General features: G+C 49.4%; 23 protein-coding genes, 1 tRNA gene and 1 pseudogene. 14 read left to right on the top strand and 11 right to left on the bottom strand.

Going from position 1 to position 25895, the window contains the following annotated elements:
- Positions 1-526: 526 nt before the first annotated feature.
- A tRNA-Leu gene (locus tag Q0L39_RS04455) sits at positions 527-613 on the bottom strand.
- A gap of 541 nt (positions 614-1154) precedes the next feature.
- Here Q0L39_RS04455 and secG point away from each other — a divergent pair.
- The 4 genes from secG (at position 1155) to nrdG (ending at position 5055) form a co-directional block, all read left to right on the top strand.
- Complete coding sequence (secG, locus tag Q0L39_RS04450; protein WP_296627131.1) at positions 1155-1400, top strand: preprotein translocase subunit SecG; 246 nt, start codon at positions 1155-1157, stop codon at positions 1398-1400.
- Between the two features lie 629 nt (positions 1401-2029).
- Complete coding sequence (locus Q0L39_RS04445) at positions 2030-4315, top strand: anaerobic ribonucleoside triphosphate reductase (protein WP_296627130.1); 2286 nt, start codon at positions 2030-2032, stop codon at positions 4313-4315.
- A gap of 53 nt (positions 4316-4368) precedes the next feature.
- Positions 4369-4533, top strand: coding sequence for an anaerobic ribonucleoside-triphosphate reductase (nrdD, locus tag Q0L39_RS04440; RefSeq protein WP_296627129.1), 165 nt, complete (start codon positions 4369-4371; stop codon positions 4531-4533).
- Positions 4534-5055 (top strand): anaerobic ribonucleoside-triphosphate reductase activating protein, encoded by a 522-nt coding sequence (gene nrdG / locus Q0L39_RS04435; protein WP_296627128.1) that lies wholly within the window; start codon positions 4534-4536, stop codon positions 5053-5055.
- Between the two features lie 59 nt (positions 5056-5114).
- Here nrdG and Q0L39_RS04430 read toward each other — a convergent pair whose 3' ends face one another.
- The 4 genes from Q0L39_RS04430 to Q0L39_RS04415 form a co-directional block, all read right to left on the bottom strand.
- Positions 5115-5630, bottom strand: coding sequence for a GyrI-like domain-containing protein (locus tag Q0L39_RS04430; protein WP_296627127.1), 516 nt, complete (start codon positions 5628-5630; stop codon positions 5115-5117).
- Between the two features lie 40 nt (positions 5631-5670).
- Complete coding sequence (locus Q0L39_RS04425) at positions 5671-6642, bottom strand: peptidase (RefSeq protein ID WP_296627126.1); 972 nt, start codon at positions 6640-6642, stop codon at positions 5671-5673.
- A gap of 92 nt (positions 6643-6734) precedes the next feature.
- Positions 6735-7697, bottom strand: coding sequence for a DUF979 domain-containing protein (locus Q0L39_RS04420; RefSeq protein WP_296627125.1), 963 nt, complete (start codon positions 7695-7697; stop codon positions 6735-6737).
- A 22-nt stretch (positions 7698-7719) separates the two neighbouring features.
- Positions 7720-8412, bottom strand: a complete 693-nt coding sequence (locus tag Q0L39_RS04415) for a DUF969 family protein (RefSeq protein ID WP_296627124.1) — start codon at positions 8410-8412, stop codon at positions 7720-7722.
- 781 nt (positions 8413-9193) lie between these two features.
- Here Q0L39_RS04415 and Q0L39_RS04410 point away from each other — a divergent pair.
- The 3 genes from Q0L39_RS04410 to Q0L39_RS04400 are packed head-to-tail and all read left to right on the top strand — an operon-like array spanning position 9194 to position 13685.
- Positions 9194-10126, top strand: coding sequence for a DMT family transporter (locus tag Q0L39_RS04410; protein WP_296627123.1), 933 nt, complete (start codon positions 9194-9196; stop codon positions 10124-10126).
- Positions 10127-10150: 24 nt separating this feature from the next.
- The gene (locus tag Q0L39_RS04405) at positions 10151-13189 is read left to right on the top strand and encodes a glycoside hydrolase family 2 TIM barrel-domain containing protein (RefSeq protein WP_296627122.1); all 3039 of its coding nucleotides are present in this window, start codon (positions 10151-10153) and stop codon (positions 13187-13189) included.
- Positions 13190-13202: 13 nt separating this feature from the next.
- Positions 13203-13685 (top strand): methylated-DNA--[protein]-cysteine S-methyltransferase, encoded by a 483-nt coding sequence (locus tag Q0L39_RS04400; RefSeq protein ID WP_296627121.1) that lies wholly within the window; start codon positions 13203-13205, stop codon positions 13683-13685.
- A 59-nt stretch (positions 13686-13744) separates the two neighbouring features.
- Here the strand turns inward: Q0L39_RS04400 and Q0L39_RS04395 are convergent, their stop codons facing one another.
- Genes Q0L39_RS04395 through Q0L39_RS04375 form a run of 5 tightly spaced genes read right to left on the bottom strand, consistent with a single transcriptional unit; the run spans position 13745 to position 17284 of the window.
- Positions 13745-14632: an MBL fold metallo-hydrolase gene (locus Q0L39_RS04395; RefSeq protein ID WP_296627120.1), complete on the bottom strand. Its 888-nt coding sequence runs from the start codon at positions 14630-14632 to the stop codon at positions 13745-13747.
- Positions 14633-14661: 29 nt separating this feature from the next.
- A complete protein-coding gene (locus Q0L39_RS04390) occupies positions 14662-15006 on the bottom strand; it encodes an AzlD domain-containing protein (RefSeq protein ID WP_296627119.1) in 345 nt (114 codons plus the stop codon).
- Entirely contained in the window at positions 15006-15710 is a 705-nt protein-coding gene (locus tag Q0L39_RS04385) for an AzlC family ABC transporter permease (protein WP_296627118.1), read from the bottom strand. The genes Q0L39_RS04390 and Q0L39_RS04385 overlap by 1 nt, the downstream gene beginning before the upstream one ends.
- Before the next feature lie 51 nt (positions 15711-15761).
- Positions 15762-16895 (bottom strand): A/G-specific adenine glycosylase, encoded by a 1134-nt coding sequence (mutY, locus tag Q0L39_RS04380; protein WP_296627117.1) that lies wholly within the window; start codon positions 16893-16895, stop codon positions 15762-15764.
- Complete coding sequence (locus Q0L39_RS04375) at positions 16895-17284, bottom strand: metal-dependent transcriptional regulator (protein WP_296627116.1); 390 nt, start codon at positions 17282-17284, stop codon at positions 16895-16897. Before Q0L39_RS04375 ends, mutY begins: the two co-directional genes overlap by 1 nt.
- 303 nt (positions 17285-17587) lie before the next feature.
- On the opposite strand from Q0L39_RS04375, the pseudogene Q0L39_RS04370 reads away from it, so the two are divergent.
- The 4 genes and pseudogenes from Q0L39_RS04370 to glpK all read left to right on the top strand — a co-directional run.
- A pseudogene (locus Q0L39_RS04370) lies at positions 17588-18310 on the top strand (pseudouridine synthase); the annotation flags it as partial.
- 366 nt (positions 18311-18676) lie between these two features.
- Positions 18677-19207, top strand: coding sequence for a histidine phosphatase family protein (locus Q0L39_RS04365; RefSeq protein ID WP_296627115.1), 531 nt, complete (start codon positions 18677-18679; stop codon positions 19205-19207).
- Between the two features lie 21 nt (positions 19208-19228).
- Complete coding sequence (locus tag Q0L39_RS04360) at positions 19229-19759, top strand: DUF308 domain-containing protein (protein ID WP_296627114.1); 531 nt, start codon at positions 19229-19231, stop codon at positions 19757-19759.
- A 19-nt stretch (positions 19760-19778) separates the two neighbouring features.
- Positions 19779-21263, top strand: a complete 1485-nt coding sequence (glpK, locus tag Q0L39_RS04355) for a glycerol kinase GlpK (RefSeq protein WP_296627113.1) — start codon at positions 19779-19781, stop codon at positions 21261-21263.
- Between the two features lie 53 nt (positions 21264-21316).
- Here glpK and fliB read toward each other — a convergent pair whose 3' ends face one another.
- The gene (fliB, locus tag Q0L39_RS04350; RefSeq protein WP_296627112.1) at positions 21317-22408 is read right to left on the bottom strand and encodes a flagellin lysine-N-methylase; all 1092 of its coding nucleotides are present in this window, start codon (positions 22406-22408) and stop codon (positions 21317-21319) included.
- Positions 22409-22585: 177 nt separating this feature from the next.
- Between fliB and Q0L39_RS04345 the strand changes: the two genes are divergently transcribed.
- The 3 genes from Q0L39_RS04345 (at position 22586) to Q0L39_RS04335 (ending at position 25860) form a co-directional block, all read left to right on the top strand.
- Positions 22586-24124, top strand: a complete 1539-nt coding sequence (locus Q0L39_RS04345; protein ID WP_296627111.1) for an alkaline phosphatase — start codon at positions 22586-22588, stop codon at positions 24122-24124.
- A gap of 97 nt (positions 24125-24221) precedes the next feature.
- Complete coding sequence (locus Q0L39_RS04340; RefSeq protein WP_296627110.1) at positions 24222-25484, top strand: YibE/F family protein; 1263 nt, start codon at positions 24222-24224, stop codon at positions 25482-25484.
- Positions 25468-25860 (top strand): pyridoxamine 5'-phosphate oxidase family protein, encoded by a 393-nt coding sequence (locus Q0L39_RS04335; RefSeq protein ID WP_296627109.1) that lies wholly within the window; start codon positions 25468-25470, stop codon positions 25858-25860. Before Q0L39_RS04340 ends, Q0L39_RS04335 begins: the two co-directional genes overlap by 17 nt.
- The last annotated feature ends 35 nt before the right edge of the window (positions 25861-25895 follow it).

The following is a 25895-nucleotide window of genomic DNA, read 5'->3' as shown; positions in this document are numbered from 1 at the left end:
TGGGATAGAAAACCTTTTGTGTTGGTTGTTTTTAACGTCAGATAAGACCAGGACGCGAATAGGGTGCAGGCTCAGCTCGTGGAAGAGAAGGTTGGATAAAGATGATGGTTGGAACGCGAGCTTTCTGTTGCGTGTCAGACGAAGCCAAGACGCGAATAGGGTGCAGGCTCAATCTGCGGAAGAAAAGGTTAGATAAAGATGATGGTCGGAACGCGAGCTCTATGTTGCGTGTCAGGCAAAGCCAAGACGCGAATAGGGTGCAGGCTCAGCTTACGGAAGAAAAAGGTTTGATAAAGATGATGGTCGGAACGCGAGCTCTCTTTTGCGTGTCAGACGAACCCAAGACGCGAATAGGGTGCAGGCTCAGCCTGCGGAAGAAAAAGATTTGAAAAAAGAATAGGTAACAGCGCGAGTGGAAAAGAGGAAATTCTGCACAGTTTGAAAACGCGAACTGCGTCCAGGCTCAGCCTGGAGTCCGTTCCAAAACATAAAAAAATAGGACACCCCTAAAGGGTGTCCTGTTTTTTGGTGCCGCTGACCGGACTTGAACCGGTACGGATGTTAGTCCGAGGGATTTTAAGTCCCTTGTGTCTGCCTATTCCACCACAGCGGCGAAACGTTATATAATCACCCAAATATGATACAATATTTTAGATTAGAAGTCAAGTCTTTCCAGTAAAACGGGCACAAATCCATCAAAAAAGAGGTCCTTTTTGACAGAAAAAAGGACCTGCATCTCTGTTCCTGACGCTGTATTTTCTACATCGCCTGCTCAGCCGCTCCCACGTTTGCAGGGGAGGCCGGATGGAAAGAGGATACCGGTCCTTTTTTACCGGTATCCTCGCTTTTAGTTTAACAGGAAAAGGAGTGATGACCGGATTTTTTGTTTCCCCATGGGGTGCCGCCCCAAAGGGATCGGCCTCCCGCAAACGCTGTTCTATCGAACAAGGAATGGGTGAAACAGTTATAGTTTGCGCATCTGACAGAGCTTTATACAGATAGATTTCCTTTTTTGAATTTTCTTTTTGAAAAATGGCTTCAATACTTGAAAAACACGACATCTTATGATATGATAATCAAGTTAGGTTATGATGCGGGAGAAGTCTGCGCTGGCGGAGTTTTCCTGTTCGATCTTCGTCTTTAGGAGGTTTACAATGGGCGTAATTGATATCATCTGTGGTATTGTTCTGATTCTTGCATCCATTATGGTCATCATTTTGGTTTCCATGCAGGAAAGCAAAAGAGGTATGTCTGCGCTGACAGGTGGCCAGTCCGAAGCTGTCAACCGCAACTACGGCAGAACCAGAGACGCTATGCTTGTAAAGGGAACAAAGATTCTGACAGCGATTTTCTTCATCCTGACAATCGTTGTTTCTATCATTGATAAATTTACAGTATAGTACAATCCATCCTAAACAACATAAAACAGGGACAGGCAGCTGCTGTCCCTGTTTTTTTGTGTGTCGTCTCTGCTGCTCATCTTTCCCTAAATTTGTCCTTGATACACGCACACTTTGCTGCGGGTTCGCTTACCTTCTGCGATTTTGGCAAAAGGTGAGCGAGAAATGTCGATAATTTCACCATACAAGAAAAAGTAAAACATTCGACTGGATTGGTCATTTATACAGTATGTAATGCGGCAAAACGGACGGTGGAACAAATGGGGAGAGTTTGTGAAAAGAGCAGTGGAAAAGGCAAACTATACTAATAAGGTATTCTTGTGGAGGTTGTCACAAGCTCCCAATAAAATCCGGCGTTTTTTGTACCAAACCCAAAATCTTGGATTTCTTGAAAAAGCAGGGTAAAGGGCATAGGGGGAGAAAAACAGCAAAAATCATAGATTTTCTTTCATTTGCTCTGATTTTCAAGCGCTTGACAAACCCAAGATATAGTGGTATAACTTACGAGGTGACACAAAGTATAGATAAAAGCGGCAATACAAAGGGTATATCTGGTCACAGACACAGAGAAAATCCAAAAAAGTTTTTTATACAGAAATTTTAAAATTTGAAGATAAGAGGGGATCGAGATGATAACACAGGTTATTAAGAGGGACGGACGTATCGTCGATTTTGACGGCGGCAAGATCCTTGCAGCCATCGAAAAATCCATGGAGGCAGCTGGCCATCCGGCGCCACAGGGAGCTGCAGCGGTCGCTGAGGCGGTCACCAGACGTCTTAATGAAACATATCAGGATACCCCTCCAAAGATCGAGGAGATCCAGGATATTGTTGAGCAGGAACTGATGCGCATGGGGTTTGACGAGGTTGCAAAACAGTATATTTTATACCGTGCAAACCGTACACGTATCCGCGAGGCAAATACAAGTCTGATGAAAACCATCGACGAAATCACCAAGGTGGATGCAAGACAGAGCGATGTCAAACGCGATAATGCAAACATCGACGGCAATACTGCGATGGGCAGCATGCTGCAGATTGGCACAGCAGGAGCAAAGGCTTACAACGAAGCTTACCTGCTGACACCAGAACAGGCAAAGGCCTATCGTGAGGGCGATATCCACATCCACGACTTTGATTTTTATTCGCTGACTACCACCTGTACACAGATCGACATTATCAATCTGTTCGACGGTGGCTTTTCGACTGGCCATGGATTCCTGCGTGAACCGCAGAGCATCCAGAGCTATGCAGCGTTGGCTGCCATTGCGATTCAGTCCAACCAGAACGACCAGCACGGCGGTCAGAGCATTCCAAACTTTGATTATGGAATGGCGCTGGGTGTTGCAAAAACCTTCCGCAAAGCCTATGCAAACAAGCTGACAGAGGGCGTGGAGGACTTTTTGGATACCGAGGATGAGAAACAGTCCATCGACAAAATCCTGGCAGAAGCAAGGGAAAAGACAGGCTTTACAGCACGTCTGGAAAAGGGTGCAAAAGAGTTTGATGCTGCCGTGGCAGAAGGACTGTGCGAGCAGTATAAAATCCCACAGGAGAAGGCAGAGCGTCTGGTGAGCGTTGCCCGCCGCAGAGCTGTTAAAAAGGCAGATCGCGACACCTATCAGGCGATGGAGGGCTTTGTTCACAATCTGAACACCATGCACTCCCGTGCAGGCGCACAGACTCCATTCAGCTCGATCAACTACGGAACTGATACCAGTCCAGAGGGCAGAATGGCAATCAAAAACATCCTGCTGGCAACCGATGCCGGTCTGGGCCACGGTGAAACCTGCATCTTCCCGATCCATGTATTTAAGGTAAAGGAAGGGGTTAACTACAACGAAGGTGACCCGAACTACGATCTGTTTAAACTGTCCTGCAAGGTCAGTGCAAAGAGATTGTTCCCGAACTACATCTTCCTGGATGCGCCATTCAACCTTCAGTACTATAAACCAGGTCATCCTGAAACTGAGGTAGCTACCATGGGCTGCCGTACCCGTGTCATGGGCAACGTCTATGACCCGAACCGCGAGATCAGCTATGGACGCGGAAATCTGTCGTTTACTTCGATCAACCTGCCGCGTCTTGCTATCGAATCCAACCACGATGAAAAGGCATTTTATCAGAAGCTGGACAAAATGCTGGATCTGGTTGCAAACCAGCTGCTTGATCGCTTTGAGATTCAGGCATCCAAGCGCGTATACAACTTCCCATTCCTGATGGGACAGGGCGTATGGCTCGACAGCGACAAGCTGGGACCAAACGACGAGGTGCGCGAGGTTCTTAAACATGGAACACTGTCGATCGGCTTTATCGGTCTGGCAGAAACCTTGACCGCACTGTACGGTCATCACCACGGTGAGAGCGAGGAGATGCAGAAGAAGGGTCTGGAGATCGTCGGTTACATGCGCGATTACTGCGACCGCAAGAGCAAGGAGATGAAGATGAACTTCACTCTGCTTGCAACACCGGCAGAAGGCCTGTCGGGACGCTTTATCCGCATGGACAAAAAGCGCTACGGCATTATTCCAGGTGTTACCGATCGAGATTACTATACCAACTCCTTCCATGTGCCGGTATGGTACAACATCTCCGCCTTTGACAAGATCCGCAAAGAGGCTCCATACCATGCACTGACCAATGCCGGTCACATCAGCTATGTGGAGCTGGACGGCGATACCTCCAACAACGTGGATGCATTTGAGTCGGTTGTCCGCTGCATGCACGATGCAGGAATTGGTTATGGTTCCATCAACCATCCGGTTGACCGCGACCCTGTCTGCGGCTATGTCGGTGTTATCGGCGATGTATGCCCACGCTGCGGCAGACGCGACGGCGAAGCGATCAGCCCAGAAAAACTGGCACAGCTGAGAAAACAGTATCCAGATATTCCAACCTTCCGTGGAATTGAATAGAAACAAATAATCACAATGGAAATAAAGTAAAAGATAAAAAGGAGAAATGAACGATGTCCGCTATGCAGAAACAGTCTACCGTAGGAAAAGATGTCAGCTTTGAAAGAATCCGCCGTATCACCGGCTACCTGGTCGGAACCATGGACAAATGGAACGATGCAAAGAAAGCGGAAGAGCATGACCGCGTAAAACATGGTCTTTCCTGTGGATGCAGATAAATGAAGATCAACGTAGCAGGAATCATCGGTGAAAGCATTGTGGATGGCCCTGGCATCCGTCTGACGGTATTTTGCCAGGGATGCCCGCATCACTGCCCTGGATGTCAGAACCCTGAAACCTGGGCCTTTGAGGAGCGCCAGCGGATAGAACCTCAGGAGATTCTGGAGATGGTTCAGAAAAATCCACTGATCCGAGGAGTTACCTTCTCGGGAGGCGAGCCGTTTGCACAGCCGCTGGAACATGCAGAGCTTGCCAAGCTGCTGCATCAGCACGGCTATGAGGTGGCGTCGTACAGCGGGTATACCTTTGAGGAACTGATGAATGGAACGCCGGAGCAGCGAACTCTGCTGGAAAACATCGACATTCTAGTCGACGGCCGGTTTGTGCTGGAGGAGCGGACGCTGGAGCTGCGTTTTCGCGGAAGCCGGAATCAGCGTGTGATCAATGTTCCACAAAGCCTGAAACAAAACAAGGCGGTTTTGGAAACCCGTGAAAGCTGGGTTGGAGAATCCGCACAATAAGCAAAATAAAAGAGAGGAAATACCATTGGTATTTCCTCTCTTTTTTGTTATACAGAAATTTATTTCTGGATAGATTCAACAGGGAAGATCAGATCCATCGACGGCAGTCCGATATTACTGCGGCGGTCGTACAGTTCGATAGATTCGATGTCACCGATGACTTGATAGCCGGAGTCCGGAAGCCACTTATGAAAGAAAAAGTATTTTGCTTTCGCGACAGCCAGCGTCAGGTCGGAAGGAACCTTGAAATCGACGCTGATATGAGCATATTTTCCGGCAGGCAGGGTAACAACTTCAAAGTTTTCGTCCTGCTGGCAGCTGTCTACCAGGTCACCGACAAAATAGGAAAAATATCCTTTGTCGTCAGGCTGGCGATAGACGACAATCGTACCGCTGGGGTTAGAAAGGTGTTCCAGCTTGTCCCGCTTGTTTTGGAAGCGTTTTTGCAGCGAGGAAACATCCTTTTGCAGACGATTTTTGCTGGTAGTGACGGACATTCCTGCAACCAGTTTATCCTGTTCATAGTCCTTGACGCGGACGGTGAATTTAGGTTTTCTGCGAAGAAAAGAAAACATAGAAACCTCCAAAGTACAGATAATTTGCAAAAAGGGAGCATCAGCAGATGGCGCGGCCATCCTTCATGATAATTCGGTTTCCTACATAGATGGTCGGTTCATTGAACACAAGGTCGAAGTGACCGGCAGCATCATGGCAGCCGCCCAGAGCAAGATTTCGACCCATACCGATATGGAAGGTGCCATAAGTGGATTCATCTTCAATGTAGCAGTTGCCAACACAGTTGGAACGCTGATTGAGGCCGATGCCAAATTCTCCCGCAACAAAGATACCTGGGTCATTAAAACGCTCCATATAATCCTGGAGGAACAGGCCAATTTCATTTTTTTCAATGTCGATCAGTCTGCCGTCGCAGAAGGTGAGGTTGATTGGTTCCGGTGGATGTCCGACATATCCCATGGAGCCATCCAGCACAGCATGTCCATTGGTTTTTGTTTCTTCGATGCCAATGTATATTTCAAAGCTGGAGGAGCCGACCTGACCTGGCTTTGCAGCCATGCCATTGAACAAACCGGCAGTCCTGCCTTTTTTTCCGAAGGTAAGATTGGTGCCTTTAGGGGTGGTGACGCGGATGTCGTCGCTCTGATTGAGTGCCTCAATCATGCTGGAAGCGAGCTGTTCGGAAATATTCGGGTCCATCTGCATAAAATCGAAGGTCAGCATGGAACGGGTATTGTTGGTCGAAAGCGGAAGCGACAGGTAGCGGCTTCCGTGAGAAAGAACCTCACGAACCGCACGGGTAGTGATGAGGGAATAGTTGGTTGCACCGATGATAACATCGTTGCTCAGGAAAAATTCGATCATGGAGTCGAACAGAGTGCCTGCCTGTGTACAGTCTTCAGGGATGACCAGTGTGATGACGAAAGCGCCCATAATTTCTGCTGACTTTTGCAGAGCAGCACATTCTTTGAGATGAGAATGGTCTGTGATAATCAGCAGTTTTTCTCCGCGCTTAACCTGACACCAACGTCGAATAACAATGTCGGCACCCTTTTGGAGTTTGGAGGACATGGAAAAGATCAAAACCTTTCTTATCTAAAAAATCTGAGAAAACCGAATAAGGGGCCGGCAGAACCAGCCCCTTATGATTTTAATAATAATGATTATACTGTACGGGATGCAATGATGCACATGTAAGCGATCTGGAATACCAGCATGATGAGGGAAGGAATCGCCTGCATCTTGATGATGGAGTATTTATCCTTAACCTCGAGGTATACACCAGGTACGATGTTGAAGTTTGCAGCCATTGGAGTCAGCAGGGTACCGCAGTAACCACAGGTCATTGCGATGGTAACCATGTACAGAGGATCTGCACCAAGGTTGATTACGAATGGAACGCCGACGCCGACGGTCAGTACAGTGATAGCAGCAAATGCGTTGCCCATGATGATGGTGAACAGTGCCATACCAACTGCGTATGCGATGATACCGATGTATACGTTGCCCTGTGGGATGATCTTACCGAATACGGTAGCGAATGCATCACCAACACCAGCCTGTGTAAATACGGCACCCAGACAGGAGAGCAGCAGAGGCATGATAAATACAGCGCTGGACATATCCAGGAAGCGGCGACCCTCTTCCAGGAAGGTCATTGGTTTGTTCTCGCGGTTCCAGATAACCAGCAGGATAACACCGACGATGGTTGCAAACAAAGAACCGAGCAGCGAGCTCCAGCCTTTGAGGAATACGGAGATGATGATCGAGAAGAAGCCGGCACCGAATGCAGGGATAAAGATTTTCATACCGATCTTCTTGAAGTTTCTCTGCTGTTCTGCCTTGGAAGCGGACTGCAGGTTGCCGCGTTTAACTTTGCGGAGTGCAGCAGGGATACAAATAATGGCTACGATGATACCGCTGACGATAGATGGCAGCCACTGACCAAATGCAACGACGATACCAAGAGCGAACCAGAACAGGCCGGTCCAGATATAAGCGTCATTATCCTTTTTCTGCCATGCGCGGACACCGCAGTACATGGAGAAAAAGCCGGAGAGAAGGTACATAACCTGTACCAGTTTATCAGAGATGGTCAGCTCTGGACTCATAAAATAAGATAACATTGTTTTTTCCTCCTTCTACCGCTTATTTGTTCTTGGCTGTTTTCAGGCCGTCTGGATAGCACTTCTTGACCATACGGCCATCGACAATCAGAGTCTGTGCAGCGTTGACAAACATTGCGAACAGAGCGATTGGAATCTGAACCTTAACGATCTGCATTACGTCAACCTCAACGCCAACGGTAGCCAGAGTGGACTGGATCAGAAGGACAGAGGAGTTGGCAGCGAACAAGCACTGACCAAAGAAGTTGGACATGTTGTAATCTTTACCATACAGAGCTTTGATGGTTTCTTCGTGTTCTGGAGCAACCTCATAGCCTTTTGCCTCAACGATACCCAAGGTCATAGGCATCAGAATTGGACGAACGTAGGAAGGAATACCGCCGATCGGAATTTTGAAGATGATGAAGATCTGGTCGAGAACGCCCCAGATAGCGATCAGCATACCGGTTGTCAGGCCTTTTGCCTTTTTAATCAGTTCAGCACCAGCTTCTTTCAGACCGTTTCTTTCCAGAGTACCGGTCAGGATCATCAAGATGATGGTGATCAACTGGTTACGGTTGGCAACAAAGGTGCTGCCGACGGTGGTCAGAAGGTCGACGACATTGATGCCACCACAAATTGCGGTTACGATGGCTGATACAAAGATGATTGCGATAGGCTCAAGCTTCAGCGCAAAACCGATGATGACAACAACTACGCCAAGTAAGCTTAACATAAGAACACCCCTTTAAAAGAATAGTTTGTTTTTTGAGGATCCCCTCAAATTGCCAGTGGATGAGACCAGTCACATCCGCTGGTTTTGCTACAAATATTATACAGCCATGAAATTTAAATTTCAATAAGTTAAAGTGCAATTATGAATATTCTATGAAATTGTTAAAATTATGAGGAATATTTTTGGTAATCCGTCAGTTATTCTTGCAATTTTTATAAAGATATTATACAAAATTATCATATAAACCAATTATATTAAAAATTCAAGTGAAAAAATATGCACAATAAAGAATAATTAAAGAGATTTTCTTTTGCGATCATAAAAAGAAAAGCGCAAAAATAAAGGAAAAGGTTTATAAATGAAAAAATTAGAAGTGTATAGTCGAGCTTTATTATATAGTATTGTATGCAAATAATAGAACACTCACGAGAATGAAAACGATCTACAACATAAATAAGGAGCAAAACATGCGGGAGATATTTTTAGAGCGACACAGGAATTATTTTCTCAACAACATAATCTCGAAGCAAAATTTTTAATGTTTTTAGATAACATAGCTTATTTTTGTTTACATAGAAATAAAAAATCGTTTGGGAAAAGAGGAAAAACTATTGCGAAGCATCACAGGCTGTGATACCATTATAAAATGGGGTGCAAAATACAAAAATTTTATAGAAAAATCAGATGTGGCAAAAAATACGTCGAAAATGAAATTTTTTCATCGAAATCAGTATAGCTATCCCCGAAAAGATTTTCTATCAGGAAGGATTTGGAGTTTAAAATGGAAAAGAATCGAATGGAACTGTTGAGCAATCTGTCGCTGTTGTTGGTGGCAATGATTTGGGGATCGGGATTTATCGGTTCCCAGCTTGCATTGGATGCACATTTAAGCTCGGCCTTTATTATTTTTGTCCGTTTTGCGGTTGCAACCATCATCGTCGGTGTGGTGTTTTACAAGGACTTGCGCCAGAACATGAAAAAAGAGCATCTCAAAGGTGGTATTATGATCGGCCTGTTTTTGTTTCTGGCATTCTATGTGCAGACGGTGGGACTGCAGTATACAACCCCTTCCAACAATGCGTTTATTACAGCGTCCAATGTGGTGATGGTTCCGTTCTTGTGGTGGATCATCAGTAAAAAACGTCCTGGGGTTAAGGTGTTTGTTTCTTCCTTTTTATGTCTGCTGGGAATTGGTATTTTGTCCTTTAATTTCTCGCAGGGATTGTCGCTGCGTGCAGGCGATCTGCTGACCCTCTTGTGTGCGTTTTTATTTGCCTGCCAGATTATTGCGACCGGTGTTCTGGCAAAGCAGATGGATGCAAAGGTGGTCGTCTTTTTACAGTTTGCAGTGGCTACGGTGCTGGGATTTCTTGTATTTATGCTGACCGACCGCAATTTTTCGGCGTTTGCCTCTCCAAAAGGAATGGGAGCGGTTATTTATCTGGGTGTATTCAGCACCTGTCTGTGCTACTTTTTGCAGACGACGGCACAGCAGCATGTCGATTCGGCAAAGGCAGCCATTATTCTGGCAACGGAATCTTTGTTCGGAACGATCTTTTCGGTGGCGCTCGGCTATGATAAACTGACGGTCAACATGGTGCTGGGCGGAGTCATTATCTTGATTTCTATTTTGATGACCGAACTGAAACTGCCAAAGAAAAAAGGAAGCAACAGCCCAGAGGCTGAGCTGCTGTTTGAAGAAGAGCAAAAATAAAGACAAACAGAAGGGGGAAGAAGAATGCACAAGGTTTATACCTATACCGATGCAGATTGGAACAATCTGGAGGTGCTGCAGAGAAACAGGTTGAACACAAGGCCGTTTGTCTGCGGATATGCCAGTGTGGAGCAGGCAAAGAAAAAAACAGGGGAACGCAGCCGCTCACTAAACGGGGAATGGAATTTTCAGGGATTTGACAGCCCGTTTGACAGCGACGACCAGTGGATCTTTCCACAATTCGACGATCAAAAGTGGAGAACGATGCCGGTGCCAGGACTGTGGCAGCTCAATGGATTTGGCAAGCCGCATTACACCGACGACATCAGCATTTATCCCATTTTAGATACACCACAGCTGCCGGCGGACAATCCGACCGGCGCCTATCGCTACCGTTTTGCAGTAGAAAAGCAGCAAAACAGAGAATATCTGCTGCGGTTTGACGGCGTGGAGAGTGCTTATCATGTCTGGCTCAACGGTAATTTTGTCGGATACAGCCAGGGCTCGCATCTGACGGCAGAATTTGACGTGACCGACAGCCTTCAGCAGGGAGAAAACCTGTTGGCAGTCAAGGTGTACAAGTTCTGCGACGGCAGCTATCTGGAAAATCAGGATATGTGGAAGATGTCGGGCATTGTGCGCGACGTCAGCTTGATTGAGCGCCCGAAGGTCCATCTGAGCGACTACCGTGTGGTCAGCGACTATAAAGAGGAAAGCGGCGCAGGTGTCTTTACACTGACAGCTGAAATCGAAAACCACGGAGAAGAAGCACAGGAAATTTGTCTGTCTGCCCAGCTGTTTGACGGCGAGGAAAAAATCTGGGAGCAAGAGTGCAAGACAGAGGTTACAGAAAACGGCGGAGTTGTCAAAACAATGCAGGCGGATTTTGCAAAGGTTCTGCCGTGGTCGGCGGAATCTCCGAAGCTATATGATCTATACATAACGTTATCCAACCAACAGGGCGAGGTGATCGAGGTCTATCCGCAGAAGGTGGGCTTCCGCACCATTGAGCGCAGAGGCGGTTTATTCTATGTCAACGGCAAGCCGCTGAAACTCAAGGGTGTCAACCGCCATGACTGGAATCAGGATACCGGCCGCTGTGTCACCGTGGAGGATATGCGCCGCGACCTGTTCATGATGAAGCAGAACAATATCAGCGCAGTTCGCACCTCTCACTATCCGCCGAACAAGGCATTTTTGGATCTGTGCGACGAGCTGGGACTGTATGTCATGGAGGAAACGGACATCGAGACCCACCAGATGATGTACACAGGCCGGTTGAGCAAGCTGAGTGAGGACACCCGCTGGGAGGCGTCCTATCTCGACCGTGCACAGCGGATGGTGCGCCGAGACAAGAACCATCCGTGCGTTTTGTTTTGGTCGCTGGGCAATGAGTCGGGTTTTGGCTCCAACTTTGTGGTCTGCGGAAAGTGGATCAAGAGCTACGACCCGACCCGTCTGATCCACTACGAGGAGGACAGGGACGCTTCGATTGCAGATGTATATTCCACCATGTACACTCGTCATCATGCGCTGGAGATGCTCGGCCGCGATGAGCTGCTGACAAAGCCACACGTTCTGTGCGAGTATGCCCATGCGATGGGCAACGGTCCTGGCGGACTGGCGGAGTACTGGGAGATCATCGACCGCTATCCGCGTTTACAGGGCGGTTTTGTCTGGGAATGGGTGGAACACGGGATTCGTCTGCCGGAGGGTGGATTTGCCTACGGCGGCGACTTTGGTGATCGTCCCAACAGCGGTTCCTTCTGCTGCGACGGTCTGGTACAGGCCGACCGCCGTCCGACTCCAGGCTTAAAGCAGCTGAAAAAGATGCTCGAACCGGTGCGCGTTCATGGGTTTGACATGCAGACCGGCTGCATCCGTGTAGAAAACAGATACGACTTTATCGACCTGTCCCATCTGCGCTGTGAGGTGGAGGTGACCTCATCGAGCGAGGAGGTACTGCTGCACAAAGAGGTAGCACTGGGAAAAATCTGTGCAGGAGAAACGCAGTCGGTGCAGATTTTGCTGCCTGGAGAGCTGGTACTGCCGCAGGACAGCAAGGAGTATCTGCTGAGCGTCTGGTTTTATGACACCCGCGATCTTGCATGGAACGACCACAGTGCCTGCGCCTTTTTCCAGCAGATGCTGGTGGAGCAGCCTTCCTTCGTGCTGCCGGAACAGCCAATAGAGGAGGCAAAGGAGCTGGTTGTCTGCGAAAAGGGCGGAAAGATTGAGATTCAAAATGAGCAGTTCCAGCTGGAATTTGACCGTGTGCGCGGCGTCATCAGCAGCTACCAGGTCGGCGGAGAGGCGCTGATCGTCAAAGGAGCGCCGATGTATCTGTGGCGCGCACCGATCGACAACGACCGCAACACCAAGCCGATGTGGGAGGAAGAGCTGGTTTACACAGCTTCCAATGTGGTGCGCAGCGTCGAGGTTAATGAGCAGTCTGACAAGGTGGTCATCAAGTGCAGCCAGATCTGTGCACCGTTTAACCGCGAGTGGAAGATTTTGTATCAGACGACCTACACTGTTTGTCCAAACGGTGAGGTGACCATCGAGCTTTCGGGCACACCGACCGGAAAGCTGCCGGAAAGTTTGCCGCGCATCGGACTGCGCTTTGCGCTGGACGGCGGATGCAGCCAGCTGTGCTGGTACGGACGCGGACCGGAGGAAAGCTATGCTGACAGCAAAGAAGGAATGGCAAAAGGCATCTTCCGCCGCAGTGTGGAGGAAAACTACTTTCCTTATGTGACACCGCAGGAAAACGGCAGCCATATAGATACCCGTTGGCTGATGGTGCAGCGGGAGAGCGGAGCGGCTTTGTGCGTAGCGGCACAGCAGTCGCTGAGTTTCAGCGCTCTGTACTTTAGCCCTGAACAGCTGACCCAGGCGACCCACAGTGCCCAGCTGGTCAAGGAGGATGAGGTCACTCTGATGCTGGATTACCGTCACACCGGTCTGGGTACGGCAAGCTGCGGACCGGACTGTCTGGAAAAAGACCGTCTGAAATCGGAGCCCTTCTCCTTCTGCTGGAAACTGTTCGGCATCGGATGTTAGAGGAGGAGAGTTCATGCACAGAAAAGTGATGCATTCACCGATCGGAAGACTGATGCTGGGGGAGGAGGATGGTGCTCTGGTGCGCGTCGCCTTTGAGCGGGAAATTCCTGCCGGCATAGAAGAGCAGGCTGAGGAACTGCCCTTGCAAGCTAAAGAAGTATTGGAGAAGGCAGAGCGACAGCTGGATGAGTACTTTGCCGGAGAGCGGAAGGTTTTTAACCTGCCGCTTGCACCGAAGGGAACCGAATTCCAAAAGAAAGTTTGGGCGGCACTGCGTGACATTCCTTATGGAGAAACTAGAAGCTACGGACAGATTGCGGCTGCGGTGGGCAATCCGAAGGCCAGCCGCGCTGTCGGTATGGCAAACCATCGCAATCCAATTTCCATTATTGTTCCCTGCCATCGGGTCATCGGAGCCGACGGCAGGTTGGTGGGCTTTGGCGGCGGACTTTGGATCAAGGAAAAACTTTTAAAGCTGGAAAAAGAAAATAGCTAACAGAAAAACCCGTGCTGTAAAGCACGGGTTTTTGTTTTAGGTATCTGCAAATCTTTTCTTTATAAATGAAGGACATCGCCGGTGCGGACATAGCTGATTTTATCGCCGAGTACCTCAGCAAGGGTAGCGCAGCCGACCTCTCCGGTGCAGTGGCAGGTATAGACATGGTCGCGGACCTTCTGCGCAAGCACCTGTGCTGTCTGATGAGCAAATTCTGGGGAGCAGTTGATGGTTTCCACCATCTCTCCCTGTGCATTGGGACGGTGTGCCTTGAGGTGAAAACCTCCGACGACAGCGCGGATAGTGTCCTGCGGGAAGAGCTCCAGCACGGTATCGACGATGTTGACAATGCCGTTGTGGCTGCAGGAGGTGAAAATGACATCTCCCTCTGGGTCACGGATGAGCAGAAACTGCTCGTGACAGAAATCGTCGTTGACCTTGAAGTCGCCCTGCTGATAATAGAAGCGCTGACGGTCATGGCAGAAAAATTCTTCGCGGTGCAGGTGGTTATTGAGCACAAAGCAGTTGGGTGCGATTTCCACACAGTCCTGATCCGAGGTCAGAAAGTGGAAATTTGGTTTGGAGGTAAGAAAGACATCCTGAGGTTCTCCGTGGTAGGTAAAGACGCCGTCTTTTTTGCGATAGAAGCGGCGTTTGGTTTCTTCGCGCAGATAAATAGGAGCATCGGGAGAAGATTCCAGCAGGCGAAGGATGCCGCCGGTGTGGTCATAATGGTTGTGGGAGAAAACGATCGCTGTCAGATGGGAAAGATCGGTATGCAGCATCTGTGCATTCTCCAGAAAGGCGCCGGTTGCACCGGTGTCCATCAGGATGCGGGTCGAACCGGTTTCGATCAGCATGGACAGGCCATGTTCGTTGGACATGGAGGCGGTACAGTTTTGCCCGCGTTCGTTTTCAATCAGGATGATTACCTTGATATCGCTCATGGTTGTACTCCTTTCAAAGCGGTGAGAGTTTATGAATGAAAGACGGTCTGTACCAAAAACATATACAGTACCGTCGAACATAAGATGCTCAGGAGATTGTTGTGTTTATATTTTTGCAGTACGGCAGCAACCGCGACCGACACCAGTTCAGGGATACCGAAAGGATAGGAGGTCGGAGTGATGCCGCGCAGACAATAGACGACCAGAATAGCGATAATTGCCGGCGGAAGCACCTGACCGAGGTAGGTGATCCAGGCAGGAGAACCCTTTTTGCCGCCGAAAAAGGCAAAGGGAACGGCGCGGGTGACAAAGGTACACAGGGCGGTAACAGCGATAATTGCCAGCGCTCCAAAGGTGGAAACAGGGGAAGTCATCAGCGCTCACCTCCCTTGTGCAGACGGGAACGGCACAGCAATAAAAGCACAGTGGCCGCAAGAAGGGACGGAATCAAAAAGCTGTCGGCGCCAAAAACAAGCAGTCCGACGAGGGCTGCAGCTGCACCGAGCAGAGCGGGCAGGCGATTATTTTTGTCCTCCATCTGCTCGACCAGAATGACGGTAAACAGAGCCGTCATCGCAAAGTCGATGCCGGTGGTATCAAAAGGAATGAGCGCGCCGGCGATACATCCTGCCAGAGTGCCTGCAATCCAATAGAGCTGGTCAAGCAGGGCAATCCAGAACAGGAAGGCATGCTCGTCCACACCCTGTGGAACCTTGGCGGAACACAGGAGGGAATAGGTTTCATCGGTGAGAGAAAAAATCATATAAAGTTTCTTTTTGCCCATGGCAGCAAAGCGGTCAATAAACGAGATGCCATAGAACATGTGGCGGATATTGACTGCGAGGGTCATGAGGGCAACCTGAAGCAGGTGAAAGCCGCCGGCAAAAAAATTGACGGCAACAAACTGCATCGAACCGGCATAGATGCACACGCTGCACAGAGCAGCCCAGTACCAGGGATAGCCGCCGCTGTACATTAGAAGCCCAAAGGCCATGCCGGTAAAAAAATAGCCGCACAGCACCGGAACGGTGAGCGGAAAGGCCGCGCGAATCGCGGCAAGATGTCGGGATTTTGTCACAGGACACACTCCTCTTTTTTTACACACAGAAGAATTTTTAACAAGATCACATTAAAAAGTGGAAAGCAGCATTTCCCGCCAGGGAGCAAAAGCGGAAGGAAGAGCGACATCGGAGGTGGGATGATCGTGGGAGAGACAGGCGATTTCGACCAGGCGATAGTCGTCGAGAAGCTGTCTGGACAGCGGAGCAAAATCGCTTGCATGTGCGGTGATCTCCCAGGCGGACATCTGCCACTCGATGTGGGTGAAAATATGGCGGGAGGATGGTGCCGGCTGAATTTTCAGCGCAAAGATGCCAAGCTCATCGGCAAGGCTGCATGCCGCCGAAAAGGCGTCGTCACAGTTAAGGCAGCCTTCGACAGAAGGAAATTCCCACAGTCCGCGCAGCACTCCTTTGGAAGGACGGCGGTGCAGGAGGGTATAGCTTTTGCCGTCGATGTCGCAGGAAAAGATAAACAAGGTCCGCTGTTCGATGCGGCGGGCTTTTTTGGGAGCCTTGACCGGAAAATCGGTCTGGGTTCCTTTTTGATTTGCAAGGCAGAGCGTTTGCAGCGGGCACACAAGGCACTGAGGCGGAGAGTTTGGCAGGCAGACGGTGGCGCCCAGTTCCATCAGCGACTGATTAAAAGCGCCGGCACCGTGCGAAGGTTCCACTTGAGCAAGGAGGGAACGAAACTGCTGTTTGGTTGCTTCCAGCGAGATGTCGTCGGAGCAGCAGAGCACACGGGTGAGCACCCGCAGCACATTGCCGTCGACGGCGGGCACCGGCAGATCGAAGGCGATGGAGGCGATGGCGCCGGCGGTATAATCGCCGATACCTGGCAGAGCGCGAAGCTGCTCAAAGTTTGCGGGAAGTTTTGCGTCATACTGCTCAACCAGCACGCGGGCAGCCTTTTGCAGATTGCGTGCGCGGCTATAATAGCCCAGCCCTTCCCAGAGCTTGAGCAGCCGATCCTCGGGACAGTCTGCCAGCGCGCGGACGTCGGGCAGCTCCTGCATAAAGCGTTCAAAATAGGGTTTGACCGCTTCGACGCGGGTCTGCTGCAGCATGATCTCGGAAACCCACACACGGTAGGGAGATACCTGCTGGCGCCAGGGAAGGTCGCGTTTATTTTGGTGATACCATAACAAAAGCGGCTCAACAATTTGTTGGAGCCGCTTGGTTTGACAAAGAAAGTTGTTCATCATTCTGCTTCCTGTTGCGAATCGTGCAGGCGAAGGGAGGATTTGATCTTTTCAAAGGTCTCATTGCTGATGACGTGCTCAATGCGGCAGGCATCTGCGGACGCATTTTCACGGCTGACCCCCAGAACCTCCTCCAGAAAACGGCTGAGCAGACAGTGACGCTCATAGACGGCCTCTGCCTTCTGACGTCCCTGCTCGGTGAGCAGGATGAAATTATTTTTATCCATGGTAATCAGACCTGCGGTTTTGAGGATGCCCATGGCGCGGCTGACGCTGGGTTTGGAGAATTCAAGTTCATTTGCAATATCAATCGAACGGACAACGCCGTTTTTCTGTTCGAGAATAAGGATGGTTTCAAGGTAGTTTTCGCCGGATTCCTGAATCTTCAAGGCAACATGGCTCCTTTCGGGAAAAGTATCGTGTTGGGCTCCAGAAGGGAACATTCAACGATTTGTACAGTTTTTGTCTGCGATTTCATGCATCCAGTTTAACACATTTACAACTTTCTTTCAAGGGAGAAAGCATGGCTTTATGCCGGATGCTTGTAAGACAACCACAAGCATGGTACAATGAGAATATAGCAGGGGAATCTGGAAAAGAAGATTGACAGCGTTGTCCCTTTGACTTACAATAAGACTACATCCAGAAGACAGAAGTTATCGACAGAATTATTTTCTAAAGAGGAGTTTCAAATGGAAAAAGGTACCAGAATTCAAAAAGTCCTCTCCGAGCAGGGAATCGTATCCCGCAGAAAGGCGGAGGAATGGATCGAACAGGGCAAGATCAAAATTAACGGCCGCCCTGCTGTACTGGGTCAGAAGATCAACCCCAACCGTGATGTGGTCACCATCGACGGCGAGAGAGTATATTTTCAGAAGAGCAGCCAGAAATATTACATCATGCTGCACAAGCCGCGCGGCTATGTGACCACCATGAGCGACGAGCTGGGCAGAAAATGTGTGGCAGAGCTGGTGGAGGACGTGCCGGAGCGTGTCTATCCGATCGGCCGACTGGACAAGGACAGCGAAGGAATGCTGCTGTTTACCAACGACGGCGACTTTGCAAACCTCATCATGCACCCAAGCCACCATGTTTCCAAGACCTACCGTGTTACGGTACGTCCTGATGTCACCGATGCACAGGTGATCCAACTGTCCACCGGCGTAGTGATCGACGGCAAAAAGACAAGTCCTGCACATGTCACCGTACTGGAAAAGGAACCAGGCAGAGTGGTTATGCAGATTGTGATTTATGAAGGAAGAAACCGTCAGGTCAGAAAGATGTGTGAAGCGGTGGGTCTGGAGGTTGCAAGGCTCAAACGTACAGCAATCGGACCGCTGAAGCTGGGAATGCTGGCACCAGGAAAATGGCGTGAGCTGCGTCCGGGAGAAATTGGTATGCTGCGCAATGCAGTCAAGACCTCCACCGGTGCACCTGAGGTGCTGGGCGATCTGGATGAGGACATCCTGGGCAAAAATGTCCGCCGTAAAAAACCGGCGGTGGAGCGCGTTGTCTTTGAATCGGGATCTCGCTATACAGGAAGAGATTTCGGTACAAAGGAACAGGCACGCAGCAGACAGAACCAGCGTCAGGACCGCAACCGTGCTTTTGCAGGTCGAGGCGGCAAGCCGTATTCCAAGGGAATTGGAAGCAAGCCGTTTACCAAAAAAGGTTCGGGAATGTAACAGAGAAAACAGTCTTTTTCTGTACAGAACAGGCGCAGGTAACATGTTACCTGCGCCTGTTTGTTTTTATCTGATTTTGGAAGGGAAGCCGAAAGAATGAAAGTGACATTTGTTCGTCATGGTCAGACCGATTGGAACAAGCAGGGAAAGCAGCAGGGACTTGCGGACATTCCGCTCAATGAAACGGGAATGGAGCAGGCCAGAAAAACCAGGGAACTGCTCAAAGGCGAGCAGTTTGATTGTGCATACTGTTCGCCGCTGATGCGTGCCCGGCAGACAGCAAACATTATCTGTGAGGGAAGAAATATTCCGATCTATCTGGAACAGCGTCTGATCGAGCGGGACATGGGCGAATTTCAGGGGATGGATTGGACGCAGTTTGACTCCCGCCTGTTCTGGGACTACACAGCCAACATCCAGTATGAAAAGGCGGAAAATATCCAACAATTTTTTGCAAGAGTCTATGATTTTCTGGATACCCTCAAAGGAAAAGAGGGCAGTGTGCTGCTGGTAGCACATGGCGGCGTCTTTGCACCGGTGAGCAGCTATTCGGGACGATCCAAAAAGGAGGACAATCTGACCGACATCCTGCTGGCAAATGCACAGGCATATCAGTTTGAACTATAAAAAAGAAAAGGAGAACAAACGATGAAACAGCTTCAATTTGGTGGAAGTGAATATCTGGCGGCGTTGGTTGGTATTGTAGCGGGAGCAGTACTGGTATTTTTTCCGTCGCAGGCAATCGATGTCATTACTTACGGTATCGGCATTTTATCGCTGATCTATGGATTGATGAAGGTGATTTCCTACCTTCGGAACAGGGAGCTTTCCGCCTTTTTTATCGGAGAGCTGGTGCTGGGTATCTTTTTATTGGGCATCGGACTGTTCTGTCTGATGAATCCAGGCGGTATCTTTGCGCTGCTGCCGATTGTGCTGGGTATTCTGGTGCTGGTCGAAGGCATTTCCAAGGTACAGCGCGCATGGATGCTGCGCCGCTATGCGTATCCAAAGTGGATTGGCGCAATGGTGACAGGTATTCTCATCGCGGTTCTGGGAGCAGTGCTGATCTTTAATCCATTTGGTGCGCTGGTCGTCACGGTGCGCATCATGGGTGTCCTGCTGATTGCGGACGGCATCACCGGCGCATGGTTTAACGTTGTATTTAACAGGCTGTCCTAAAAACGAGGGGGGTTTTTTCATGGAAGAGTACATTCTGGCATTGGATCAGGGAACAACCAGTTCCCGTGCCATCCTGTTTGACCGGCAGCAAAATATCGTGGGAATCTCACAGAAGGAGTTTACCCAGCATTATCCTAAGGAAGGTTGGGTCGAGCATGACCCGATGGAGATCTATTCCTCCCAGTATGCGGTGATGATGGAGGTCATCGCACAGAGCAATGTGGATATAAAACAGATCAAGGGCATCGGTATCACCAACCAAAGGGAAACCACGATTTTATGGGATGCAAAAACCGGACGGCCGATCTACAATGCGATTGTCTGGCAGTGCCGCCGCACAGCGGACATCGTCGATCGTTTAAAACAGCAGGGTTTGGGAGAGTATATCCGCGAAGTCACCGGACTGGTGCCGGATGCCTATTTTTCAGCGACCAAAATTGCGTGGATTCTTGACCATGTTGAAGGTGCAAGAGAACGGGCAAAACGAGGAGAAATCCTGTTTGGTACGGTGGACAGCTGGCTGATCTGGAAGCTGACCGGTGGAAAGGCACATGTTACCGACATGACCAACGCTTCGCGAACCATGCTGTTTAACATCAGAACATTGGAGTGGGATGAAAAACTGTTGGAGGCGCTGGACATTCCACGGGCGATGCTTCCTCAGGTGAAAAGCAGCAGCGAAATTTACGGCTATACCACCATTCAGGGAGAACAGATTCCGATTGCAGGCATTGCCGGCGACCAGCAGGCAGCGCTGTTTGGACAGTGCTGCTTTGAGGAAGGTCAGGCGAAAAATACATACGGAACCGGATGCTTTTTACTGATGAACACGGGAGAAAAGCCTTGTGTGAGCGAAAACGGGTTGATCACCACCATCGCCATCGGCTTAAACGGAAAGGTGCAGTATGCGCTGGAAGGCAGCGTCTTTGTGGGCGGTGCGGTCATCCAGTGGATTCGCGATGAGATGCGCTTTATCACCGAGTCGAAGGATGCGGAGTACTATGCGCAGAAGGTTGAGGACACCGGCGGCGTGTATCTGGTGCCGGCCTTCACGGGACTTGGTGCGCCGCACTGGGATATGTATGCCCGAGGCTGCATCATCGGCATCACCAGAGGTACCCGCAGGGAACATATTATCCGCGCGGCACAGGAGTCGATCGCATACCAGAGCTATGATCTGGTGCGGGCGATGGAGCGCGACACCGGCGTGAAGATGCGGGAGCTGAAGGTGGACGGCGGCGCCAGCCGTGACCGCTTCCTGATGCAGTTTCAGGCGGATATTCTTGACTGTGAGGTGCGCCGTCCGATGATTCGGGAGACGACGGCACTGGGAGCAGCTTATCTGGCAGGACTGGCGGTCGGCGTCTGGAAGGACAAGGAGGAAATCCGCAGTTTGTGGAACTGCGATGTCACCTTCGTTTCGCAGATGCAGGAGCAAAAGAGAGAGCAGCTTCTGCACGGATGGCACAAGGCGGTTGAGCGCAGCATGGGCTGGGCAGAATAAAAAAGAAAAGCAATTAAAAAAGGACTGTCAAACGACAGTCCTTTTTTAATTGCTTACAGGAGGGATGCAGCGAGAGAACACAGGTTTTGGCAGGAGAAAGCGGGATAGTTCCAACTTTGTTCCAGCAGGGCGTCCCAATTTTCGTCCGAGTATTCCAGCTCCTTGGAGAGGGCTTTAATGTTGATGATCTGCTGGGAAAGGGAAAAATCGGCGGCAGTTTCCATTTCCAGCACAAGCACCAGCAGGGAAAACAGGACGGCAGCTTTGACGCGGGAGAGAAGTTCGCCGTCGCGCGCCGCTTTGAGCAGGTAGCGGTAGAGAAGGTAGACGCAGAGATGTTCATACTCATGAGGACGGGAAGGAGAATACTTTTTGCTGAGAAGTTTGGGCAGCTGATTTTGGAGTGTTTGCAGACGCTGCGGCCAAAGTGGGTCGATAGGTTCGAGCGTCTGCAAAAAGGAAAGGATAGCATCGAGCACTTCGGAAGGCTGTTCCTTCGACGGTTCAGGGAGAGAAACAGAGGAATCTTTGGTCAGCTGTTCGAGCGCTTCGGTATCACCAAAGTCGATGGCTTCCTGCGCTTGTTCTGCAAGAGAAAGGAGAGTACAAAACCGCTGAGAAAGCGGTTTTGTACGGTCCTGAAGGACAGCAAAGAAACGCTCCCGCAGCAAAAGCAGAAGCTGCAGCAGCTGTGGGTCGAAGGGAGCATCATCAGGGGCTTCTTCAATCTCGGTCTGCACAAAGTGCAGAGGAGAGGCGTCCGAAATCAGCAATCGGACTGCTTCTTCACAGCAGAGTCCGAGACCGCTTTCCTTATAGCTTCCAAACCATTCATGAAAGCGAGGATGCTGGTCACAGATTTCGCACAGATGCTCCTCGCCGAGGTGCAGGATCAGGTCGCAGAGATTTTGTTTATTCAAAAAGGGACAGCGTTCCTGTGGTGTCAGGAGAAAGTGAGGTGTCTGGGAAAAGTCGATATTCTGCTCAAGGCGGGCGGCAAAGGAATCGTTTTTCTGTGCGCGCTGTCGATAGTAGGCAGCAGTGCTTGGGTCGATGTCAATCTCCCAGCCGATGCAGCAGCTGTCGGTGCATCGGGAGGCGATGCAGTGAAAATCAAAATAGAAGGATGGTACAGTCAGTTTCATAGATGTTCTCCTGTGGTGTTTACCATATTTTTGGATTCAGTATATCATTTTACAATCTGTTCATGCAATGGAAAATAGTTTAACACACCTTTTACGGGAGAAAGGGTGTGAGTTTTACATGAATGAATTATGATATAGGAGCAAGATCAAAGCAAACAAAAAGAGGAGAGTGTATTTATGAACACAAAGAAAGTATTTTCCAAAGTTGCAGCTGCAGCTTTGGCTGGCACAATGCTGCTCAGCTGTGCCTATGCGGCAGGTACTGATACAAAATCTGCAGCACTGACCACCGGTCTGACCCAGTCCACCGGCATTGTAAATTCTACAAGCAAAAAACCAAAGTATGTTTTCCTGTTCATCGGCGACGGTATGAGCTATCCACAGTTCCAGGCTGCTTCCGATTATCTGGGTGCAGTTGCTGACACCGACAACGACGATATTCTCGACGGAAACAAAGCACTGAACTTTATGAACTTCCCAGTTGCAGGTTCCGCAGTTACCTATGATTCCACTTCCTTCTGCCCAGACTCTGCATCCACTGCAACCTCCATCTCGACCGGTCACAAGACCTATTCCGGTACCATCAACATGGATGAAACCATGACCGTAAAATATGAAACCATCGCTGAACAGCTCAAAGACGAGGGCTACGACATCGGCGTTGTTTCTTCGGTAAACTTAAACCATGCAACACCAGCTGCTTTCTACTGCCATCAGGCAAGCAGAAACAACTACTATGAAATCGGTGAAGAGCTGATTGCTTCCGACTTCGATTACTTTGCAGGCGGCGCTCTGCTCAAACCAAATGGTGCAGACGGCGACAAAGAAAGCCTGTACGACAGAGCAGAAGAAGCTGGCTACAAAGTAGTGAACACACAGGCGGAAGCTGAAAAGATCAGCGCAAAAGATGAGAAGGTTCTGCTCATCAGCGAAAAACTGGCAGACGGCGATTCCATCTCCTATGAAAATGACCGTGCAAATGGCGAATGGGCACTGGCTGACTATGTAGACAAGGGCATCGAAGTACTGTCCGACAACGACAAAGGCTTCTTCATGATGGTTGAAGGCGGTAAGATCGACTGGGCTTGCCATGCAAACGATGCAGGTTCCGCAATCAACGATACGCTTGCTCTGGCAGATGCAGTTGACGAGGCACTGGAATTTGCAAAAGATCATGCAGATGAAACCCTGATCCTGGTTACCGGCGACCATGAAACCGGTGGTCTGACCATTGGTTATGCTGGTACCGACTACGACACCTATCTGACCAACCTGACCAACCAGAAAATCTCCTACGCAAAATTTGACAGCGACTATGTTACAAAATACAAAGAAAACCAGACTTCCTTCGAGGATATGATGAAAGACGTTGAACAGCTGTTCGGTCTGAAGATGTCCGGTGCAGAGGATGACAAACTGGTTCTGACCGACTACGAAATCGGCCTGCTCAAGGAAGCTTATGCAAAGACACTGGCTGACGAAAAAGCAGACGAAGAAAATCAGGCAGAGTATGTACTGTACGGTACCTATGAGCCACTGTCTGTCACCATCACCCACCTGCTCAACAACAAATCCGGTATCGACTTCACCTCTTACTCTCACACTGGTCTGCCGGTAGCAGTATTTGCAAAGGGCGTTGGTCAGGATGAGTTCGGCGGTTACTATGACAACACTCAGATCTACCACAAACTGGCTGATCTGATGGACATCAAATAAGATATCTCCTGAAGGTTTCTGAAAAATAAAGCAAAAAAGCGGATGGAAGTTCTGTCCGCTTTTTTGCGATTCTGTATGATTGGGAAAGGGTTCTTCTATGAAAGGTCTGCTTACAAAGGAAAAATTGCAGTACAATGCACCGGTTTGGGTGTGCATCCTGTTTATCATCGTTTTATGTTTGATTCCGACCGGCTACCAGGAAATTTATCGTGAGGCTGATCAGTGTGTGGCACAGGTTCTGGAAGTTGACAACAGCACCATCATTGACACCGGACTGGTCCGTTCCGGCGAGCAGCGCTGCGAGCTGGAGATTCTCAGCGGTAAATTTAAGGGACAGACAACGCAGGGCGTCAATATGCTCAACGGTTCGCTGGAGCAGGACAAGCTGTTTGAAGTTGGCGACAAGGCACAGGTGGTTGTCAGCTATGACGGTGACGAGATTTTGATGGTGACGATGATCGACCACAACCGAATTCCCGCAGAGCTTTTGATGGGTGCAATTTTTGTACTGTTCTTGATTTTGTTTGCAGGCAGAACCGGCGTGCGCGCAGTATTGAGCTTTATTTTGACGATTCTGGCAATCTGGAAGCTGCTGGTCCCGCTTTATCTGAAGGGATACAATCCGATTTGGATTGGTGTTGTATTCACCTTGATTCTGAGTGTGCTGATTATTTCCCTGGTCTATGGATTTGACCGCCGGTGTGCATCGGCAGTTTCGGGCACGATTTTGGGTGTAATTGTCACCTGCATTCTGGGAGCGATCTTTACCGACCTGTTTAAAATCCATGGTGCGGTGATGTCTTCCTCGGAAAGTTTGTTGTATGCGGGATACCAGGATCTGAATCTGACGAGAATTTTTATGGCGTCCATCTTTGTCGGTTCGTCCGGCGCACTGATGGATCTGTCGGTCGATATTACCTCCGCTGTTTGTGAGGTAGTGGAGAAAAAACCGGAGATCGGTTGGAAAGAAGCCGTTCATTCCGGTATGAATGTGGGCCGTGCAGCGATGGGTACCATGACGACAACGCTGCTGCTGGCATATTCCGGCGGCTATATTGCGCTGCTGATGGTATTTATGGCGCAGGGAACCCCTTTAATCAACATCCTCAACTATAAATATGTAGCGGCAGAGATGATTCATACCGTCATTGGTTCCTTTGGACTGGTGACAGTAGCTCCCTTTACAGCATTATGTGCAGGTGTATTTTTAACATCTTTGAAACCTTCTGGAAATGAAAAGGTGCAAGAAAGATACTATAATGAAAATAATGAGCAGGCGAAACTGACATTGGACAGTGAACGACCTGCGGAAAATTGCCATATACAACAGGGAGGCAGAGAAAATGAAGGAAGTATATGATTTTTTAAAGAAATGCGGAACCTATTATCTGGCAACCGTTGACCATGGTCAGGCAAGAGTGCGCCCTTTTGGAACGATAGACCTGTTTGATGGACGTTTGACCATTCAGACTGGTAAGGTCAAGGACGTTTCCAGACAGATGATGGAGAATCCAAAAATAGAAATCTGCGCATTTGACGGAGAACAGTGGCTGCGTATGGCGGCAACTGCGGTAGAAGATCCAAGAATAGAAGCGCAGGAACACATGCTTGCAGCATACCCATCTTTGCAGAAGATGTACAAGGCTGGAGATGGAAACACACAGATCTTTGCTTTGGAAAAAGTGACGGCTGTTTTTTCTTCCTTTACCCAGCCAAGCCGCACCATTGAGTTTTAAACAAGATCAGAGATGAGAAAAAGCACCTCACAGCA

Origin of the sequence: uncultured Negativibacillus sp., assembly GCF_944388365.1 — a bacterium.
Taxonomy (GTDB): Bacteria; Bacillota; Clostridia; order Oscillospirales; family Ruminococcaceae; genus Negativibacillus.
Note: the sequence above shows the minus strand (reverse complement) of the source record. Positions and strands in the feature narration are given on the sequence as shown.

What these genes read in the sequence shown, in the direction of transcription:
- secG (WP_296627131.1), top strand. Translation starts at nt 1,155, where the DNA reads ATGGGCGTAATTGATATCATCTGTGGTATTGTTCTGATTCTTGCATCC.
- Q0L39_RS04445 (WP_296627130.1), top strand. Translation starts at nt 2,030, where the DNA reads ATGATAACACAGGTTATTAAGAGGGACGGACGTATCGTCGATTTTGAC.
- nrdD (WP_296627129.1), top strand. Translation starts at nt 4,369, where the DNA reads ATGTCCGCTATGCAGAAACAGTCTACCGTAGGAAAAGATGTCAGCTTT.
- nrdG (WP_296627128.1), top strand. Translation starts at nt 4,534, where the DNA reads ATGAAGATCAACGTAGCAGGAATCATCGGTGAAAGCATTGTGGATGGC.
- Q0L39_RS04430 (WP_296627127.1), bottom strand. Translation starts at nt 5,630, where the DNA reads ATGTTTTCTTTTCTTCGCAGAAAACCTAAATTCACCGTCCGCGTCAAG.
- Q0L39_RS04425 (WP_296627126.1), bottom strand. Translation starts at nt 6,642, where the DNA reads ATGTCCTCCAAACTCCAAAAGGGTGCCGACATTGTTATTCGACGTTGG.
- Q0L39_RS04420 (WP_296627125.1), bottom strand. Translation starts at nt 7,697, where the DNA reads ATGTTATCTTATTTTATGAGTCCAGAGCTGACCATCTCTGATAAACTG.
- Q0L39_RS04415 (WP_296627124.1), bottom strand. Translation starts at nt 8,412, where the DNA reads ATGTTAAGCTTACTTGGCGTAGTTGTTGTCATCATCGGTTTTGCGCTG.
- Q0L39_RS04410 (WP_296627123.1), top strand. Translation starts at nt 9,194, where the DNA reads ATGGAAAAGAATCGAATGGAACTGTTGAGCAATCTGTCGCTGTTGTTG.
- Q0L39_RS04405 (WP_296627122.1), top strand. Translation starts at nt 10,151, where the DNA reads ATGCACAAGGTTTATACCTATACCGATGCAGATTGGAACAATCTGGAG.
- Q0L39_RS04400 (WP_296627121.1), top strand. Translation starts at nt 13,203, where the DNA reads ATGCACAGAAAAGTGATGCATTCACCGATCGGAAGACTGATGCTGGGG.
- Q0L39_RS04395 (WP_296627120.1), bottom strand. Translation starts at nt 14,632, where the DNA reads ATGAGCGATATCAAGGTAATCATCCTGATTGAAAACGAACGCGGGCAA.
- Q0L39_RS04390 (WP_296627119.1), bottom strand. Translation starts at nt 15,006, where the DNA reads ATGACTTCCCCTGTTTCCACCTTTGGAGCGCTGGCAATTATCGCTGTT.
- mutY (WP_296627117.1), bottom strand. Translation starts at nt 16,895, where the DNA reads ATGAACAACTTTCTTTGTCAAACCAAGCGGCTCCAACAAATTGTTGAG.
- Q0L39_RS04365 (WP_296627115.1), top strand. Translation starts at nt 18,677, where the DNA reads ATGAAAGTGACATTTGTTCGTCATGGTCAGACCGATTGGAACAAGCAG.
- Q0L39_RS04360 (WP_296627114.1), top strand. Translation starts at nt 19,229, where the DNA reads ATGAAACAGCTTCAATTTGGTGGAAGTGAATATCTGGCGGCGTTGGTT.
- glpK (WP_296627113.1), top strand. Translation starts at nt 19,779, where the DNA reads ATGGAAGAGTACATTCTGGCATTGGATCAGGGAACAACCAGTTCCCGT.
- fliB (WP_296627112.1), bottom strand. Translation starts at nt 22,408, where the DNA reads ATGAAACTGACTGTACCATCCTTCTATTTTGATTTTCACTGCATCGCC.
- Q0L39_RS04345 (WP_296627111.1), top strand. Translation starts at nt 22,586, where the DNA reads ATGAACACAAAGAAAGTATTTTCCAAAGTTGCAGCTGCAGCTTTGGCT.
- Q0L39_RS04340 (WP_296627110.1), top strand. Translation starts at nt 24,222, where the DNA reads ATGAAAGGTCTGCTTACAAAGGAAAAATTGCAGTACAATGCACCGGTT.
- Q0L39_RS04335 (WP_296627109.1), top strand. Translation starts at nt 25,468, where the DNA reads ATGAAGGAAGTATATGATTTTTTAAAGAAATGCGGAACCTATTATCTG.